The 16,611-nt window shown below is 66.3% G+C and carries 17 protein-coding genes and 1 tRNA gene; 3 read left to right on the top strand and 15 right to left on the bottom strand.

Annotated features, from left to right (window positions below; translation table 11 throughout):
- Positions 1 to 84: 84 nt before the first annotated feature.
- From ACFRAH_RS07795 to gcvH, 5 genes are all read right to left on the bottom strand, one after another.
- The gene (locus tag ACFRAH_RS07795) at positions 85 to 681 is read right to left on the bottom strand and encodes a MerR family transcriptional regulator (RefSeq protein ID WP_377990335.1); all 597 of its coding nucleotides are present in this window, start codon (positions 679 to 681) and stop codon (positions 85 to 87) included.
- Positions 682 to 932: 251 nt separating this feature from the next.
- Positions 933 to 1,436: a bifunctional nuclease family protein gene (locus tag ACFRAH_RS07790; protein ID WP_076798054.1), complete on the bottom strand. Its 504-nt coding sequence runs from the start codon at positions 1,434 to 1,436 to the stop codon at positions 933 to 935.
- A complete protein-coding gene (locus ACFRAH_RS07785) occupies positions 1,436 to 2,152 on the bottom strand; it encodes a MerR family transcriptional regulator (protein WP_043418625.1) in 717 nt (238 codons plus the stop codon). The genes ACFRAH_RS07790 and ACFRAH_RS07785 overlap by 1 nt, the downstream gene beginning before the upstream one ends.
- Positions 2,153 to 2,174: 22 nt before the next feature.
- Positions 2,175 to 2,651, bottom strand: coding sequence for an FHA domain-containing protein (locus tag ACFRAH_RS07780; protein ID WP_377990334.1), 477 nt, complete (start codon positions 2,649 to 2,651; stop codon positions 2,175 to 2,177).
- A 146-nt stretch (positions 2,652 to 2,797) separates the two neighbouring features.
- The gene (gene gcvH / locus ACFRAH_RS07775) at positions 2,798 to 3,184 is read right to left on the bottom strand and encodes a glycine cleavage system protein GcvH (protein ID WP_377990333.1); all 387 of its coding nucleotides are present in this window, start codon (positions 3,182 to 3,184) and stop codon (positions 2,798 to 2,800) included.
- Between the two features lie 154 nt (positions 3,185 to 3,338).
- Here gcvH and ACFRAH_RS07770 point away from each other — a divergent pair, with 154 nt between their 5' ends.
- Complete coding sequence (locus tag ACFRAH_RS07770) at positions 3,339 to 4,211, top strand: Fpg/Nei family DNA glycosylase (protein WP_377990332.1); 873 nt, start codon at positions 3,339 to 3,341, stop codon at positions 4,209 to 4,211.
- Positions 4,212 to 4,325: 114 nt separating this feature from the next.
- On the opposite strand, the gene ACFRAH_RS07765 is transcribed toward ACFRAH_RS07770, so the two are convergent.
- The 10 genes from ACFRAH_RS07765 to ACFRAH_RS07720 all read right to left on the bottom strand — a co-directional run bounded on the left by ACFRAH_RS07765 (position 4,326) and on the right by ACFRAH_RS07720 (position 13,959).
- Positions 4,326 to 4,402: transfer RNA gene (locus tag ACFRAH_RS07765), tRNA-Pro, on the bottom strand.
- A gap of 139 nt (positions 4,403 to 4,541) precedes the next feature.
- Positions 4,542 to 6,092 carry a ribosome biogenesis GTPase Der gene (gene der / locus ACFRAH_RS07760; protein WP_377990331.1) on the bottom strand — a complete coding sequence of 517 codons (1,551 nt, stop codon included), beginning with the start codon at positions 6,090 to 6,092 and terminating at the stop codon, positions 4,542 to 4,544.
- 10 nt (positions 6,093 to 6,102) lie between these two features.
- Positions 6,103 to 6,822, bottom strand: a complete 720-nt coding sequence (locus ACFRAH_RS07755; protein ID WP_377990330.1) for a lysophospholipid acyltransferase family protein — start codon at positions 6,820 to 6,822, stop codon at positions 6,103 to 6,105.
- A complete protein-coding gene (gene cmk / locus ACFRAH_RS07750; protein WP_377990329.1) occupies positions 6,815 to 7,528 on the bottom strand; it encodes a (d)CMP kinase in 714 nt (237 codons plus the stop codon). The genes ACFRAH_RS07755 and cmk overlap by 8 nt, the downstream gene beginning before the upstream one ends.
- Positions 7,528 to 8,637 carry a prephenate dehydrogenase gene (locus tag ACFRAH_RS07745; RefSeq protein WP_377990328.1) on the bottom strand — a complete coding sequence of 370 codons (1,110 nt, stop codon included), beginning with the start codon at positions 8,635 to 8,637 and terminating at the stop codon, positions 7,528 to 7,530. Before ACFRAH_RS07745 ends, cmk begins: the two co-directional genes overlap by 1 nt.
- A 3-nt stretch (positions 8,638 to 8,640) precedes the next feature.
- The gene (locus tag ACFRAH_RS07740) at positions 8,641 to 9,861 is read right to left on the bottom strand and encodes a pseudouridine synthase (protein ID WP_377990327.1); all 1,221 of its coding nucleotides are present in this window, start codon (positions 9,859 to 9,861) and stop codon (positions 8,641 to 8,643) included.
- Positions 9,862 to 9,967: 106 nt separating this feature from the next.
- Complete coding sequence (locus tag ACFRAH_RS07735) at positions 9,968 to 10,597, bottom strand: SMC-Scp complex subunit ScpB (RefSeq protein ID WP_377990326.1); 630 nt, start codon at positions 10,595 to 10,597, stop codon at positions 9,968 to 9,970.
- A complete protein-coding gene (locus tag ACFRAH_RS07730) occupies positions 10,594 to 11,433 on the bottom strand; it encodes a segregation and condensation protein A (protein WP_377990325.1) in 840 nt (279 codons plus the stop codon). The genes ACFRAH_RS07735 and ACFRAH_RS07730 overlap by 4 nt, the downstream gene beginning before the upstream one ends.
- 5 nt (positions 11,434 to 11,438) lie before the next feature.
- On the bottom strand, positions 11,439 to 12,338 hold the full coding sequence (locus ACFRAH_RS07725) for an AAA family ATPase (protein ID WP_314192616.1): 900 nt from the start codon (positions 12,336 to 12,338) through the stop codon (positions 11,439 to 11,441).
- A 280-nt stretch (positions 12,339 to 12,618) separates the two neighbouring features.
- Complete coding sequence (locus ACFRAH_RS07720) at positions 12,619 to 13,959, bottom strand: cation:dicarboxylate symporter family transporter (protein WP_377990324.1); 1,341 nt, start codon at positions 13,957 to 13,959, stop codon at positions 12,619 to 12,621.
- A gap of 139 nt (positions 13,960 to 14,098) precedes the next feature.
- Between ACFRAH_RS07720 and ACFRAH_RS07715 the strand changes: the two genes are divergently transcribed.
- Entirely contained in the window at positions 14,099 to 15,835 is a 1,737-nt protein-coding gene (locus ACFRAH_RS07715; protein ID WP_377990323.1) for an ATP-binding protein, read from the top strand.
- On the top strand, positions 15,832 to 16,545 hold the full coding sequence (locus tag ACFRAH_RS07710; protein ID WP_377990322.1) for a response regulator: 714 nt from the start codon (positions 15,832 to 15,834) through the stop codon (positions 16,543 to 16,545). The genes ACFRAH_RS07715 and ACFRAH_RS07710 overlap by 4 nt, the downstream gene beginning before the upstream one ends.
- Positions 16,546 to 16,611 lie beyond the last annotated feature (66 nt).

Below are 16,611 nucleotides of genomic sequence, written 5' to 3'. Positions count from 1 at the left end.
GAACACCCGGCTCACGCGCGAAGGGCCGCCTCCCGGACGGGAGGCGGCCCTTCTGCTTAAGTCCTGCCAGCCGATCTTGCGTGGCTAGCCAATCTTGCGCGCAGCGCGGCGCTTGCTGAGTTCGTCGTCGGGGAAGGCCTGCTCGCCGGCGTGCTCGCTGGGCAGCGAGGCGAGGCTTCCCTCAACCTCCCGCCACACGCGGCCCACAGCGATGCCGAACACGCCCTGGCCGCCCTGCACGAGGTCGATGACTTCGTCCGCGGACGTACATTCGTAGACGCTGGCGCCGTCGCTCATGAGGGTGATCTGGGCAAGATCCTCCACGCCGCGTTCACGCAGGTGCTCGACGGCGCTGCGGATCTGCTGCAGCGATACGCCGGTGTCCAGCAGCCGCTTAACCACCTTCAGGACCAGGATGTCGCGGAAACCGTAGAGCCGCTGGGAGCCGGAGCCCGCTGCACCGCGGACCGCAGGCTCCACAAGGCCCGTCCGGGCCCAGTAGTCGAGCTGCCGGTACGTGATGCCGGCGGCCTTGCAGGCCGTGGGCCCGCGGTAGCCGGCGTCTTCGTCCAGGACCGGGAGATCCTCAGTGAAGAGAAGGCCCTGAGCACCGCTTGCGGGCACGGCAACGCCGGCCGTCGAGGGTTGCTTCAGCTCGCCTGCTTCGCCTTTCGGACTCACGTGGATCCTCCTTGTCATGAGCTCCCCTGGGGAAGTTGCCGCAACAGCTGCTACGCGCATGAAGTCCGGAAGAAAATCATGCTTGTAATTCGGCCGGAGTAGCACTTTCCAGTGTGACTTGCGCCGCTGTCGTATGCAATGGGAACTTGGTACCTCCGACGTTAGGCCTGCCGCGCCCCAAGGTCAAAGACCTTCGTATGATTGGCAGGGCGTGTCGAAAGTTTCAGGCTTAACTTTAACCTTAACGTGACCTAGCCGTCGAAATCCTCTGGTTCCACGTCATCCAGGAACTCCCGGAACCTCCGCAGCTCACGTTCCTCCTCCACAGTGGGGCCGGGCTCCGTGTCCTCGCCCTCATCGTGTTCAGTGATGCGCACGCCGGCCTCGTCCATGACAGAGTCGGCGCACCAGATCCGGCACTTGGCGCGCAGTGCGATGGCCAGGGCGTCGGAGGCCCGGGAGCTCACCGTGGCCCCGTTGTCGAACTGCAGCTGGCCGTAGAAGATGTTGTCCTCCACGGCTACGATGTTCACGCTGACCACGGAGTGGCCCAGCGTTTCCACGACATCCACCAGGAGGTCGTGGGTCATGGGCCGCGGCGGCACAACACCCTGCTGGGCCAGCGCGATGGCGCTGGCCTCGGGTGTTCCGATCCAGATGGGGACGTGGCGTTCCCCGTGCATCTCGCGGAGCAGAACCAGGGGCTGGTTGGAGGGCAGTTCGATGCGGACGCCCACAATCTCGACTTCGATCATCAGATTTCCATCCGCGAGATACGGTCCTGGACAAGGGCCCGGTGCAGGGTGAGGCACAGGTCGCTGATTTCCCGCGCCGCTTCCGCCGCGCGGGCCTGCGACGCAGCGTCCCTGCGTGAGGTCAGTGTGGCCACGGCGCGTTCCACGAGACCAAACTCGCGCTCCGCGGCGGCCTGGAACGGACGGAGGTGCCGTGGCTCCAGGCCGTGGCTCTCCAGCTGGACGCAGGCGCGGGCCACCTGGAGGGCGTGCTCGTCGAATTTGCCGTCGGTGTGTCCGATGAGGCCGAAGCTCAGCAGGGACTGCAGGAGCGGCACGCTGGCCCCCGACTCCGCGCGCAGCTGCTCTTCGCTGAGCCGGCGCGCCTTGTTCTGCAGTTCAGCGGCGAGCTCGTCCGAAACGATCCGCGGCGATACGGTGACCCCAGGCGGAAGGTTCTCCGGCCGCTCGCCCCTGTCGATGGCGTCAAGGTAATCCTTGATGACCTTGAGCGGCAGGTACTGGTCGCGCTGCAGCGACAGGACAAAGCGGAGCCGTTCGACGTCGCTGTCCGAATACTGACGGTAACCCGCGGGCGTACGCCGGGGATTGATGAGTCCCTTTTCCTCAAGGAACCTGATTTTCGACGCCGTCATGCTCGGAAAGTCATCGCTCAACTGAGCGAGCACTTCCCCGATGTTCAGGACCAGGGGTCCCCGGCGCTCCGGTTGTGCCATTGCCACAGGCAGCCGCTCCGAATCAGACGCGTCCTGCTGCGCGGGCAGGGCTCAGGTAGAAGGTGAGACGGAACTTGCCAATCTGGACTTCGTTTCCGGACCTCAGTTCCACGCTGTCCACGCGGTCATGGTTGACATAGGTGCCGTTCAGGCTTCCGGTGTCCACCACCTCGAAGCTCCGCGGCGTGCGCCGGAACTCAACGTGGCGGCGGGACACCGTCACGTCGTCGAGGAAAATGTCAGCGTCGGGGTGCCGCCCGGCCGTGGTGACATCGGAGTCAAGGAGGAAGCGGGCACCCGAGTTTGGCCCGCTGTGGGCCACGAGCAGGGCGGAGCCGGAGGGAAGCGCCTCAACGGCAGAGCGTTCCTCCGGGGAGAGCTTGGGTACAATCGTGGGCTCTTCATGAACCGGAGTGAGGTTGATCGAGGTGGTTTCCGAGGCCCTGCCCGCACCTGTGCCGTAATCGCCGTTGGTGTGGTTCTGTTCGCCGCCAACCATGGATTCCTCCTCCTTCGTTGCAGATGTCCCCCTGCAATCAACGCGTACCGTCCGGGGCTGCCTGGCAGCTCCGGTATGCCGCCCGCCGTCCGGCCTCTGGACTCCATTTCCGGAGTCCGGCGGCCGGGCAGCGGGACCGGTTAGCTTTAGCCTACCTGTTGTTCGTACTCCGATGCACTGAGCAGGGAATCCACCGCATCAGCTTCGGCGAGCTTGACCTCGATGAGCCAGCCGTCGCCGTACGGATCGGAGTTAATTAGCGCCGAATCGGAGTCGAGTGCCTCGTTCCGGGCCACGATTTCGCCGGAGACGGGCGCGTAGATATCGCTGACGCTCTTGGTGGATTCAACCTCACCCACGACGTCGTTTGCCTTAACAGTGGTGCCGACTTCGGGCATCTGGGCGTAGACGACATCCCCGAGGGCGTCCTGGGCGAAGTCGGTGATCCCCACGCGGACCACACCATCGGCGTTCGGTGCGGTCACCCATTCGTGTTCGGCGGTGTAGGACAGATCAGAGGGAATGTTGCTCATCAGGGGCCTTTCATCGGGTCAATCACCAATGTCAACGGAGGCGCAAGGAACAGCCACCGGTTGAAAGTATATGCACAACTCCGTGGCCGCCGGGTGTGCCATTATGCCCCGCCGCCACCGCCCAATCCGGCATCCCTTATGGCAAAGTGGTGCCATGCCGGAACTACCCGAAGTGGCCGCACTGAGCACGTTCCTCGACACCCGGCTGCGCGGTGCGGTGCTGGAAAAGCTGCAGATCCTGTCCGTGGCCGTACTCAAGACGGCCGACCCTCCCTACACGGCGCTGGCCGGCAGGACCATCACCGGTGTGGAGCGGTTCGGAAAGTTCATCAGCATCGACGCCGACGGCCTGTACTTCATCTTCCACCTCGCCAGGGCGGGCTGGGTCCGTTTCACAGAGAAGCCTTCACCTGATCCCCTCCGGCCCGGAAAGGGTCCGATCGCGGCCCGCCTGCACTTTGCCGGGGCGGACGGCACGAAGATGGGCATTGACCTGACCGAGGCCGGGACCAAGAAAGGCCTGGCAATCTACGTGGTGACTAAGCCCGGCGCCGTTCCCGGCATCGCCGACCTCGGACCGGATCCGCTGATCCCGGCCTTCACCCGGGAGATGTTCGCCGAGATTCTCGCCGGGCACGCGCACCAGATCAAAGGCGTGCTGCGGAGCCAGAGTGTGATCGCGGGCATTGGGAACGCCTACAGCGACGAGATCCTGCATGCCGCGAAAATCTCGCCGTTCGCCATGGCCAATGCCTTGGAGCCGGCGAGGGTCGGGATCCTGTTCGACGCCATCCACACCGTCCTGGGAGCCGCAGTGGCCCAGGCCCAGGGAAAGGCACCCGCCGACCTCAAGGATGCGAAACGGAGCGGCATGAATGTGCATGGCCGCGCCGGACAGCCCTGCCCGGTATGCGGGGACACGGTCCGGGAGGTGTCTTTCGCCGACACCGCCCTGCAGTACTGCCCGACCTGCCAGACAAACGGCAAAATCCTGGCCGACCGCAGAACGTCCCGCTTCCTCAAGTAGCACGTACGCTGCCGGCTGCACGACGACGGGCAACCAGCCGGCGTCGTTCTCTCACCTAAAGTTCGGGACAACAAAAAACCCCGCCAATCCTGTTGGATCAGCGGGGTTTTGTTGTGGTCGGGCTGACAGGATTTGAACCTGCGACCCCTTGACCCCCAGTCAAGTGCGCTACCAAGCTGCGCTACAGCCCGTCAGTTCCGCCGTTCTCCGCCAGATGAATTTTCCGAAGAATTTCATCCAAGCAGTCCGGCCGAACCACCTAGAAGAGCTTACACGATTCCGGAGGGTGTCAATGACACTTTCCGGCATTCGCTGCCCGGTGTGTCGTAATTAACGCTTCTTCCCGCGCTTTTCACGCACACGCATGCTGACTTCGATGGGCGTTCCCTCGAAGCCAAAGGTTTCCCGCAGGCGGCGGGTGATGAACCGGCGGTAGCCCGGGTCCAGGAAGCCGGTGGTGAACAGCACGAACTTGGGCGGCCGGCTGGAGGCCTGCGTGCCGAACAGGATGCGGGGCTGCTTGCCGCCGCGGACAGGGTGAGGATGCGCCGCCACAAGCTCGCCCAGGAAGGCGTTGAGCCGCCCGGTGGGAATACGGCGGTCCCAGTTTTCCAGCGCCAGCTCCAGGGCCGGCACCAGACGGTCCTTGTGCCAGCCGGTCTTGGCGGAGATGTTGACCCGCGGCGCCCACTCCACGTGCGCCAGGTCCTGCTCGATTTCGCGTTCGAGGTACCGGCGGCGTTCGTCGTCCAGCAGGTCCCACTTGTTGAACGCGAGCACCAGGGCACGGCCCGATTCGATGGCCAGCTGCAGGATCCGGACGTCCTGCTCGCTGAGCACCTCGTCCACGGCCAGGAGAACGACGGCGACCTCCGCCTTTTCCAGCGCGCTTTGGGTCCGCAGGGAGGCATAGAAGTCGGCGCCCTGCGCCATGTGCTGGCGCCGGCGGATGCCGGCGGTGTCCACGAAGCGCCAGGTCTGGCCGCCGAGCTCGATGAATTCGTCAACGGGGTCGCGGGTGGTGCCGGCGGTGTTGTCCACCACCACGCGCTCGGAGCCGGCCAGCTTGTTCAGGAGTGAGGACTTGCCGACGTTGGGACGGCCGATCAGGGCGATCCGGCGCGGGCCGCCGGAGCGTTCAACGCCCTCGACGGTGGAGAACTCCGGCAGGGTGTCCATGACGTGGTCCAGCAGGTCCGCGACGCCGCGGCCGTGCAGCGCGGAAACGGGGTACGGCTCGCCGAAGCCCAGGCCCCACAGGACCGCCGAGTCGGCTTCCTGGGCAAAGTCGTCCACCTTGTTGGCCACGAGGATGACTGGCTTCTTGCTCCGCCGGAGCATCTTCATGACGGCTTCGTCGGTGGCGGTTGCCCCGACGGCCGAGTCGACGACGAACAGCACGGCGTCAGCCAGTTCCACTGCCATTTCGGCCTGTTCCGCCACCCGGGCATGGATGCCGCGGGCGTCGTGTTCCCACCCGCCGGTGTCCACCAGGGTGAAGTTCCGGCCGTTCCAGTCGGCCGAGTACATGACGCGGTCGCGGGTCACGCCGGGGGTGTCCTCTACAACGGCCTCGCGGCGGCCGAGGATGCGGTTGACGAGGGTGGACTTGCCGACGTTCGGGCGGCCGATGATGGCCAGCACGGGATCCAGCTTGAGCGGGCCCTCAAGCTCGTCCTCATCGTGCAGGCCGCTGAGGAGCGCGGCGTCTTCCTCGTCGAGTTCGTAGTCGTCCAGGCCGGCGCGGAGGGAAGCGGCGCGAAGCTCCGCCTCGTCGTCGTCCATGGCCGCCAGATGTTCAGCCACCTGGTCTGTGCCGGTGGGCGTGTATTCGTCTTCGCCGGAGCCGGAGCGGCCGGAAGTTTGAGTCGTATCGCTCATTGCGCTTTCCTTAATGGTGGTCTGCCGGCGGTCCGGCTACTGCGGTGGAACGGTGGTGCGGATGATCCGCTGCGGGCAATGGCAGCCCGCTGAGCCGGACGGTGTCCCGGACGTGCGCGGCCAGAGTGTCCCGGATTTCCGAAGCCGCCCCGTCCATTGAAGCACGGCCGGTTTCGTCCGGATTCCGGCAGAGCGTGAGGGGCTTGCCGAAGCTGACGTGCAGCCTGCGGCCGGGCCTCGGGATGCTGTCCAGGTGTTCGCCGCCCTGCCGGGTGCCCAGGATGGCCACCGGCACCACGACGGCGTCGGAATTCAGGGCCAGCCATGCCACCCCGTTGCTGATGCCGGCTGCTGTGCCGCTCCCCCGCGTCCCCTCGGGCAGGATGCCGATGCAGCGGCCGGCGTCGAGCACGTCCTTGCTGAGCTGGAGGACCGACCGGTCACCCCGCCGGTCAACCGGAAGCTGGCCGGAGGCCTTCAGGACGCGGCCGAGGAAACCCTTGAACATCTCCTTCTTGACCAGGATGTGCATGGGCCGGGGCGACGCGCCGAACATGACGGGACCGTCGAGGAAGCTGATGTGGTTTCCTGCGAAGATCACCGGTCCGGCGGCCGGAACGTTGGAGCTGCCGGTGACGGCTGTGCGGTAGACGACGTTGTTCAGGAACCGGCCGACAGGCCTGCTCCACGCCACGGTCCAGCCGGCCGGCGTCCTGGCGGGATCACTCATGGTTGATGACCTTGGTGACGATCCGCAGCGCGGCGGCCACGGTTTCCTCGAAATCCAGCTCCGAGGAATCCAGCGTCACCACGCCGTCCGCCGCCTGGGTGAAGTTCACCACGGTGGAATCCTTCGCGTCCCGCTGGGTCACCTGGGCGGCCAGCTGCTCGGCGCTTTGGGTTCCGCCGAGCTGGATCCCGCGGCGGCGGAGCCGCGCCTCCTCGCTGGCGGTGAGGAGCATGCGCACCTGGGCGCCGGGCGCGACGACGGTGGTGATGTCCCGGCCCTCCACCACCATGCGGCGGTTGTGCTTCTCGATCAGGGCGCGCTGGCGGCGGATAAGTTCCGTCCGGGCACCGAGCGTGGTGGCGACGGCGCTAACGGCCGACGAGATGGCCGGCTCCCGGATGGCGTCGGTAACGTCGGTGCCATCCACGCGCACGAACTCGGTGTGCGGGCTGGTGCTGATGTCCAGCGGCAGTTCTTCGGCAGCCAGTTCGACGGCGGAGGCATCGGCGAGGTCCGTTCCCCGGTCAAGGCAGTACCAGGTGAGGGCCCGGTACATGGCGCCGGTGTCCAGGTAGGCAAGGCTGAGGCGGCGCGCCACTTCCTTGCTGACGCTGGACTTGCCTGAGCCGGACGGCCCGTCGATGGCCACCACCAGCGCACGGCCCAGCCGGAGGGCAGGCAGCGTGTCAAGGAGTTCCTGTGTCATTACTGAAGTACCCGCCATCCACGGTCGCTTAGTGCTTCTACAAGGAGGTCATGCGCGCTCGGCAGCACTGAGATCTCCACCATGCCCACATTCTGCCCGGAAGAGTGGTCCAGGCGGAGGTCTTCGAGGTTAACGCCAATCTCACCGATCTCGGTCAGCAGCCTGGCGATCTGGCCCGGCCGGTCATCAACGAGCACCGTGAGCCAGGAATAAGCCTGCGGCGGTCCGCCGTGCTTACCCGGAATGCGGGCCTGCCCGGCGTTGCCCTCGCTCATCAGCTGGGCCAGGTCAAGACGTGCTCCGGCGGCCGCGGGGTCTTCCAGTGTTCCGATCAGCCGGTTGAGGTCTTCGCGGACACCGTAGAGGATCTCCACCACCTTGCCGGCATTCGCACCCAGGATCTGGACCCACAGCGTAGGATCGCTGGCTGCAATGCGGGTGGTGTCGCGGAGCCCGTTCCCCGCAAGGGAGAGGGCGTGCAGCGGCGTGTCCTGCAGCCGGGTGGCCAGCAGCGAGGACATCACCTGCGGCAGGTGGGAGACCAGGGCCACGGCCCCGTCATGTTCCTCGGCGGTGAACTGTGAAACGAGGGCACCCAGGTCGGTCGCCAGTGCACGCGCGGTCTGGACCGCACCGGCCGAGGATTCCTCTGTCGGGCACACCACCCACGGCATCGAGGTGAAAAGCTCGCCGCGGGCGGCCACCGGGCCGGACTTTTCGCGTCCGGCCATGGGATGGGTGCCCACGTAGCGGCTGAGGTCCGCGCCGCGGTTGCGCAGCTCACGCAGGATCGCTGCCTTGACGCTGGCGATGTCGACGACGGTGGCGTCCGGGTAGTCTGCCAGCGCACGCTCCACAACGTCCGCCGTAACGTCCGGCGGCGAGGCGACAACAACGAGTTCGGGGCTCTCGTCGCCGAGGGATGCCAGCGGAAGGCCGGCACCGATGTCGACGGCGACCGCCTGGTTGGTCGGCGACGGATCGGACAGGTAGACGGCGACGCCGCGGCCGCGCAGGCCGAGGCCGATGCTGGTCCCGAGCAGACCCGTGCCAATAACAACGACCGGCCCGTTCAGGTGCCCCCGGCCGTGCGTACGGAATGCCGACATTCCTTACAGCCCCACGGATGCCAGCAGGTGGCCGACTTCCTGCTTGCCGAGGTTGCGGATGCTTCCCTGGCGCTGGTCGCCCAGGCCGATGGGGCCGACCTTAACGCGCACCAGGCGCAGCACCGGGAAACCAACGGCGTCGAACAGGCGCCGGACAATGCGGTTCTTGCCGGAGTGCAGCACCACTTCGATCAGCACGTGGCCCGGGGTGGAGTCGACCAGCCGGAAGGAGTCGACCGACGCGAAGCCGTCCTCGAGTTCGATGCCTTCCTTGAGCTGCGCGCCGATGCCCTGCGGGAACGGTCCGCGGACCTGGACCAGGTAGGTCTTGGGGACCTCGTAGGACGGGTGGGTCAGCCGGTTGGCAAGCTCGCCGTCGTTGGTCAGCAGCAGCAGGCCCTCGGTGGCGACGTCCAGGCGTCCGACATGGAAGAGCCGTTCACCCTGGTTGTTGCGGATGAAGTCACTGATGCACGGCCGGCCCTCGGGATCCTCCATGGTGGACACCACGCCCTTGGGCTTGTTGAACACCATGTACACCAGCGTGTCATCGAGCTGGATGCGCAGGCCGTCCACGTGGATGACGGCGGTCTTGGGGTCAACGCGGACGCCGAGCTCGGTCACGACCTTGCCGTCGACCTCCACGCGGCCTTCTGCAATCATCTCTTCGCAGACGCGGCGCGAGGCGACGCCGGCGGAGGCCATGATCTTCTGGAGGCGGACCCCGTCGGCGTCGTGGAATTCGGACTGGGGCACGTCGGCACGGGGCCCGCGGCCGCGCGAAGGCCTGCGGACAGGTCCCAGGTTCTGGCCGAAGCGTTCGCTGCCGAAGGCGCGTGAACCCGCGGTTTTCGGGGCGGCAGACTTGGGCTTCAGCGCGCCGGGGGTGCCGGGCGCCTTGTTCGCGCCTGGCTTCCGGGCAGCAGCAGCCTTGCGTGCGCCGGCCTTGGCTGCACCCGCCCTCGGTGCGGGGGCCTTGGCACCCGGCTTCCAGTCACCCGCGGGCCGGCGGCCGGCGGGGGCCTCGTCAGGATCGACGAAACGTTCCTCGCGGGGCTTGGCCTTGTAAGTGCGGTCGCCGAAGGGGCGGTCACCGCCCTTGGGGAAGTCGCGCTTCCCTGCGCCCGCGCCGCGGCCCTGTGCGGCTCCGCGTGCGGCGTTGCGGTCCGGACCCTTGCGTCCGGAGCTGTTACGTGGTGAACCCTGGCGTCCCGCCTGTGTCATGACCCGTCCTCTGTGATTTTGACCGGCAAAGGTTGTCCGAAGACAACACTAGCCAGCCGTGCAGAATAAATCTGCCCTGGTAAAAACTGCTTCGCAGGCATGCCGCCTACATTCTTCCGGCGTCGTAGAACTCCTCAATCCCTTCGAGCCCCGGAAGGTGGGGTGAAAGCTGAGGCAGCTCAGCCACCGAGCCGATTCCCATGCGTTCAAGGAAGTACGACGTCGTGCGGTACAGGACTGCGCCCGATTCCGGATCCGTTCCGGCGTCCTCGATAAGCCCGCGCTGGGTCAGCGTCCGCACAACAGAGTCAACGTTGACTCCGCGAATTGCAGACACCCGCGCCCGTGACACCGGCTGCCGGTAGGCGATGACGGCGAGTGTCTCGAGCGCCGCCTGGGTCAGCCTGGCCGTCTGCCCCTCCAGCACGAAGGCGCCGACGACGTCGGCGAATTCAGCCCGGGAGTAGATGCGCCAGCCGCCGGCGACATTCCGCAATTCAAAACCCCGGGGGCTGGATATGACCTCACGCTGAGGTCCGTTACAGCCAGTTTCCATATCCGGGGCTTTAACAGTATAGCCGTCATAGTCGCGCTGCAGGTCCAGCAGCATCGCCTCGACGGCAGGCACCGTCAGGTTCAGCCCTGCGGCAAGGTCGACGGCAGAGGCAGGCTCGTCCAGCACCATCAGCACCGCCTCAAGCGCGGCGCGCTCCCGCCCCGTACCTGGATCCGTCATTGCTGCTCCTCGTATTCCTCGCTCAGGTGCTCAGCTGTCCAGTCGGTGCCGGGCGCAGTCCAGCGGACGGTCAGGTCGCCGAGCGGCGCGACCTGGTCAAATGCCACCACCTGGTCCCGGAACAGTTCCAGCAGCGCCAGGAAGCGCGCCACCACAACCAGGGTGGATTCGGCGTCGGCTATGAGGGCACGGAATGTCAGGGGCCGGCCCTCCTGCAGCCGCAGCCCAATCAGCTCCGCCTGCTCCCGGACACTGACCGCGCTCCCGTGCAGGTGCTCCACGCCGACCTCCGTCGGCGCCGGTACCTTGGGCTTGAGCGCGGCCTCGGCCAGCGCAGCAAACTGCCCGGGGCTGTGCTTCCAGACGAGGTCCGGCAGCATGGCGGCGAAGTGTTCCTCGAGGGCCACCTGCCGCGGATAACGGCGGGATTCCAGTTCCAGCGTCTCGTCCATCAGTGCCGCGACCTGCTTGAACGCCTTGTATTGCAGCAGCCGTGCGAACAGCAGGTCACGGGCCTCGAGGAGGGCGATGTCGTCGTCGTCCTCCACCTCGCCTGCGGGCAGCAGGCGCGCCGCCTTCAGGTCCAGGAGAGTGGCGGCGATGACAAGGAACTCACTGGCCTCGTCGAGGGCCCACTCCTCCCCCAGCTCCTGCAGGTTCCGGATATACCGGATGAACTCGTCGGTGACCGTGGCGAGCGCCACCTCGGTGATGTCCAGCTGGTGTTTGGAAATCAGTCCCAGCAGGAGGTCGAAGGGGCCGCTGAAGTTGGCCAGGCGTACTTCGAAGCCGGACCGCCTGGTTTCTGCGGGGGGCGTTGCCGGCTCTGCGGTCATCCGGGCTAGGGCGCGCCGCCGCGCGAAATCAGTTCCTTGGCGAGCCGGCGGTAGGCGTCGGCACCCACATGGTTGCCGGCGTAGCTCGTGATGGGCTCGGCGGCCACCGTGGCGTCGGCGAACTTGATGGAACGCTTGATGACGGTCTCGAAGACCTTGTCCCCGAAGGCTTCCACCAGGCGGCTGATGACTTCGCGGCTGTGCAGCGTGCGGGCGTCGTACATCGTGGCCAGAACCCCGTCCACCTGCAGCCGCGGGTTGAGGCGGTCCTGGACCTTGTCGATGGTTTCGACGAGCAGGGCCACCGCACGCAGGGCGAAGAACTCGCAGATGAGCGGAATGATCACACCGTGGGCCGCGGTCAGCGCGTTGACGGTGAGCAGGCCGAGCGAGGGCTGGCAGTCGATGAGCACGACGTCGTACTCGTCCTCGACCTTCTTCAGCGCCCGGTCCAGCACCTGCTCGCGGGCTACCTCGTTAACCAGCTGCACTTCCGCCGCGGAGAGGTCGATGTTGGCGGGCAGCAGGTCCACGTTCTCCACGCCGGTCTGGTGGATGGCTTCGCGGATGTCGATCTTGCGGTCCATCAGGACGTTGTAGACCGTCAGATCGAGTTCGTGGGGGTTGACGCCGAGCCCGGCGGACAGGGCACCCTGCGGGTCGAAGTCCACCAAAAGCACGCGGCGGCCGTATTCTGCGAGCGCTGCGGCAAGGTTGATGGTGGAGGTGGTCTTACCCACTCCGCCCTTCTGGTTAACCATGGCTATGACGCGGGCCGGTCCATGGGAGGACAGCGGCGCGGGCTCCGGAAATTCGCGGTGGGGACGGCCTGTGGGACCCATGACGGCGTCTTCCAGGTCGAGTTCCGTGCCTTCCAGAGTTGCTGAACCCTGTTCGCTGCTCACGTATCAATCCACACTTTCGATGACGGTGATTTTTCTGCCGCTGTCTGCCAGCGCCCCTGCTTCTTCCACCCCAAGGTTACAGCGCCCGACACGGCATTCCGCGGACCTTGACTTTTGATGGCGCTTGAGCCTTGACCTTGTACCTGAGGTCGAAGGTTCTTCCGGCCCGGCCTTGAACAACCCGGCCTTAACGAAACTGGCCGGCAACAATGAGACCGCCCGCACAGGCTGGGCCTGTGCGGGCGGTGTCGCTGTAGTAGCGCTGGGGCGGGCGTTGACTTTAGGCCTTGGCGGCCACGGCGGGCTCGGCGGCTTCCCCCAGGCCGTGGCGGTGGGCCACCATGGTCTGCTCGTCGAACGGCTCCTCGCCGGACAGCACCCGGTTGACCTGTTCGCCGTCGACCTCTTTGACCCACGTGCCGACCAGCAGGGTGGCGACGGCGTTGCCGGTGAAGTTGGTGAGCGCACGGGCCTCGGACATGAAGCGGTCGATGCCCACGATCATGCCGACGCCGCCCAGGAGTTCGGGCCGGTGGGCCTGCAGGCCGGCGGCGAGCGTGGCCAGTCCGGCGCCGGTGACGCCGGCTGCGCCCTTGGACGCGATGATCATGAAGACCAGCAGGGAGATCTGCGCGCCGAGGTCCAGCGGGGTACCCATGGCGTTGGCCACGAAGAGCGATGCCATGGTCAGGTAGATGGCCGTGCCGTCCAGGTTGAAGGAGTAGCCGGTGGGGACCGTCACGCCGACGACCGGCTTGGAGACACCCAGGTGCTCCATCTTGGCGATGAGGCGCGGCAGGGCGGCTTCAGAGGAGGACGTCGAGAAGATCAGCAGGTATTCGCGGGCCAGGTACTTCATGAGCTTGAAGATGTTCACGCCGGTGACGACCTGCAGCAGTCCGCCGAGGATGACGACGATGAACAGCGCACAGGTGATGTAGAACGCGATCATCAGGGTGAACATGCTCACGATGGCCTGGAAGCCGGTGGCGCCGACAACAGCGGCGATGGCACCGAACGCACCCACCGGGGCAAGCCACATGATCATGATCAGGATGCGGAACACCAGCGCCTGGCCGTGGCCGATCGCCTTGAGGATGGGCGCGCCCTGCGGGCCCATCTTCTGCAGCGCGAAGCCGACGAGGATGGCGGCGAGCAGGGTGGGGAGCACCGGAATGTCCCCGGGAATGATGCCGAGCAGGAAGTCAACGGTGCTGTCCGTGGCCGCCTTCTTGTTGGGGTCGTACGGCGTGAGCTGCAGACCCTCACCCGGGTGGATGATGTTGCCGACGACGAGGCCGATCGCCAGGGCGAAGGTGGACATCACAACGAAGTAGCCCAGCGCCAGCCCGCCGACCTTGCCGACGGTCGCCGCCTTGGCGATGGAGCCGATGCCCAGCACGATGGTGCAGAAGATGACCGGGGCGATCATCATCTTGATCAGCTTGATGAAGCCGTCACCGAGGGGCTTGAGTGATTTTCCGACCTCGGGGAACAGCAGTCCCACCAGAGCGCCGAGAACGACTGCGGCGATGACCGCAATGTAAAGGTAATGGGACTTGTCGAGTCCCTTACGCTCGGCTTTAGCCGGCACTGCCGACTCTCCTCGTTGAGAAGCCATCTTGTCTCTCCTTATGGATAATCTGGAAGACGCTTCGGCACAATCTCTGGGCTCCGCGCGTCGGTCCTTGTGATTTCCATCATTCGCCACAGAGTGACTTGGCTCACCGTTGCGTTCATATTGGTCATGGGAGGTGTTGATGATCCACCGCTGGAGCATCGCGAGGCGGCTGTTCGTGGCGAACCTGCTGTTCATGCTGGCCCTGACGGCCATCGTCGGGACGGCCGTCTTCGTCGACGCCCGGGACCATGCCTACGAGGAGGCCGGCCGCCGCATGGGCGCCCTGGCGACGTCCATTGCGGACAACCCTCTTGTGCTGCAGGCCGCCGGGACGGGGAACCCGTCAGCGCAGCTGCAGCCCTACGCGCTGAAGGTCATGGCCGATTCCGGAGCCGATTTCATCACCATCATGGCGCCGGACCGGACGCGCTGGACCCACCCGCTGGACCAGGAGCTGGGCCGCCCCTATATCGGTTCGATCGAGCAGGCCCTCCAAGGCCACGTATTCACCGAGATCACCGCTGGAACGCTGGGGCCGTCGGTGCGGACAATTGCCCCGGTGAAGGATGCCCGCGGTGCGGTCCGTGCCCTCGTGGCGGCCGGTGTGACCGTCAATACGGTGGATGTGGCCGTGTCCGGCAGGTTGCCTGCGCTGCTGGCCGTGTCCGGCTCGCTGCTGGCAGGCGGATCGCTCGCTTCCTGGTTTCTTGGCCGCTACCTGCGGAGGGTGACCAGGGGGTGGGGTCCCGAGCAGCTCGCCCAGCTGTTCGCCTACTACGAATCAGTTCTTCACTCCGTCCGGGAAGGTGTTGTCCTGATTGATCCCGCCGGAAGGGTGGTCATCTACAACGACCAGGCTGCGGAACTGCTGGGGCTGGAGCCGCGGGAAGCGGAGGAGGACCACGCAGCCACGCCGCTGCTCGCCGACCTGCCCCTGGCACCCAGCCTGAAGGAACTTTTCGAGTCAGGGCGGACGGCCCATGACGAAATCCACCTCACCCGTGACGGCGTGCTGGTGGTTAACCAGCGCCCGGCGGTGGGTCCGGGAACCTCCGCCGAACGGCAGCGGGGCCGGCTGTTCGGCACCGTTGCCACCATCCGCGACCGCACGGAGATCGAATCGCTGGGCACCGAGCTGGAGAGCATGCGGACCCTCTCCGATGCCCTCCGGGCACAGACGCACGAGCACGCCAACCGGCTGCACACGATGGTCTCCCTGCTGGAGCTGGGACGGACTGATGAGGCGCTCGACTTCGCCACGAAGGACCTCGAGCTGAGCCAACAGCTGACGGACGACGTGGTTGGTTCGGTCCAGGAGCCAGTGCTGAGCGCGCTGGTGATGGGCAAGGCGGCCGAAGCCCACGAACGCGGCGTGGAGCTGGTGGTCGAGGCGAGCGGACCGGCCCTCAGCGGGGACCTTGCCGTGCAGGACCTCGTCACGATACTCGGCAACCTTTTGGACAACGCCATCGACGCCGCCGCCGACGCCCCTGCACCGAGGCGGGTGGCGCTGCGGGTGGACACCTCGGGCGGCGGCCTGGAAATTACCGTGCAGGATACGGGCAGGGGTATTGACCCAACGGCTGTGGACGACGTGTTCCGGTATGGTTTCAGCACCAAGGCCGCCGGGCCGTTCGGCCGGGGCCTGGGCCTGGCCCTTGTGAAGCAGGCTGTCCAGCGCCTGGACGGTAGCATGGCCATCGGCAGCGCGAGCACGGGCGGCGCACGTTTCGACATTGCGCTTCCTGCCACCAACGATTCCGGCCCGTTGACCCCGGACGTTTTTCCGGCAGGCACATTCCCGCCTGGCGCATTACCGTCGGGGACGTTCCCGCCAAGCACGGCTACATCGAGTCTTCCGGAGGAGCACACGTGACAGACATCCGAGTCCTCGTCGTGGAGGACGAGCCCGTCGCAGCTGCGGCACACGCCGCCTACGTGGGCAGGGTGGACGGTTTCGCGCTGGCGGGAACGGCACCGGACGGCCAGTCGGCGCTCCGGATGCTCACCGAGTTCTCCGCCGCCGGCAGTCCGGTGGAACTGGTTCTGCTGGACATGAACCTGCCGGATCTCCATGGCCTCGACATCGCCCGGCGGATGCGCTCCGCCGGGCATTTCGCCGACATCATCGCAATTACAGCTGTACGGGAACTGGCGATTGTGCGCAGCGCTGTCTCCATCGGCGTCGTGCAGTACCTCATCAAGCCGTTCACCTACGCGACGTTCGCGGACAAGCTGGAGAGTTACCGGCAGTTCCGCGAGCAGCTCGCAGGACCGGAGACGGGGTCAGCCAAGGCGGCGGCGTCGCAGAGCGATGTGGACCAGGCGTTCGCGAGCCTGCGGGCGCCGTCGGAACTGCCGCTGCCGAAGGGCCTGGCCCCTTCAACGCTCGACGCCGTCCGCGACTTTATGAAGGAACAGCCGGGTGCCGTCTCGGCCACCGAAGTCATGACTGCCTTGGGCATGTCGAGGGTCACCGCCCGCCGCTACCTTGAGTACCTGGCTGACGCCGGAACGGTTTCCCGGACGGCCCGGTACGGCGCTCCGGGCCGTCCGGAGAACGAATACCGGTGGTCCCGGGCGTGACTTCGGCTGGGCACGTCTGGATTCTGACCGCGGTTCATCACCCAGGAGCGCTGTTCAGGACAGGCC

Source organism: Arthrobacter sp. NPDC056727 (assembly GCF_042790555.1).
Lineage (GTDB): Bacteria > Actinomycetota > Actinomycetes > Actinomycetales > Micrococcaceae > Arthrobacter.
This window is presented reverse-complemented; position numbering and strand designations above follow the sequence as displayed.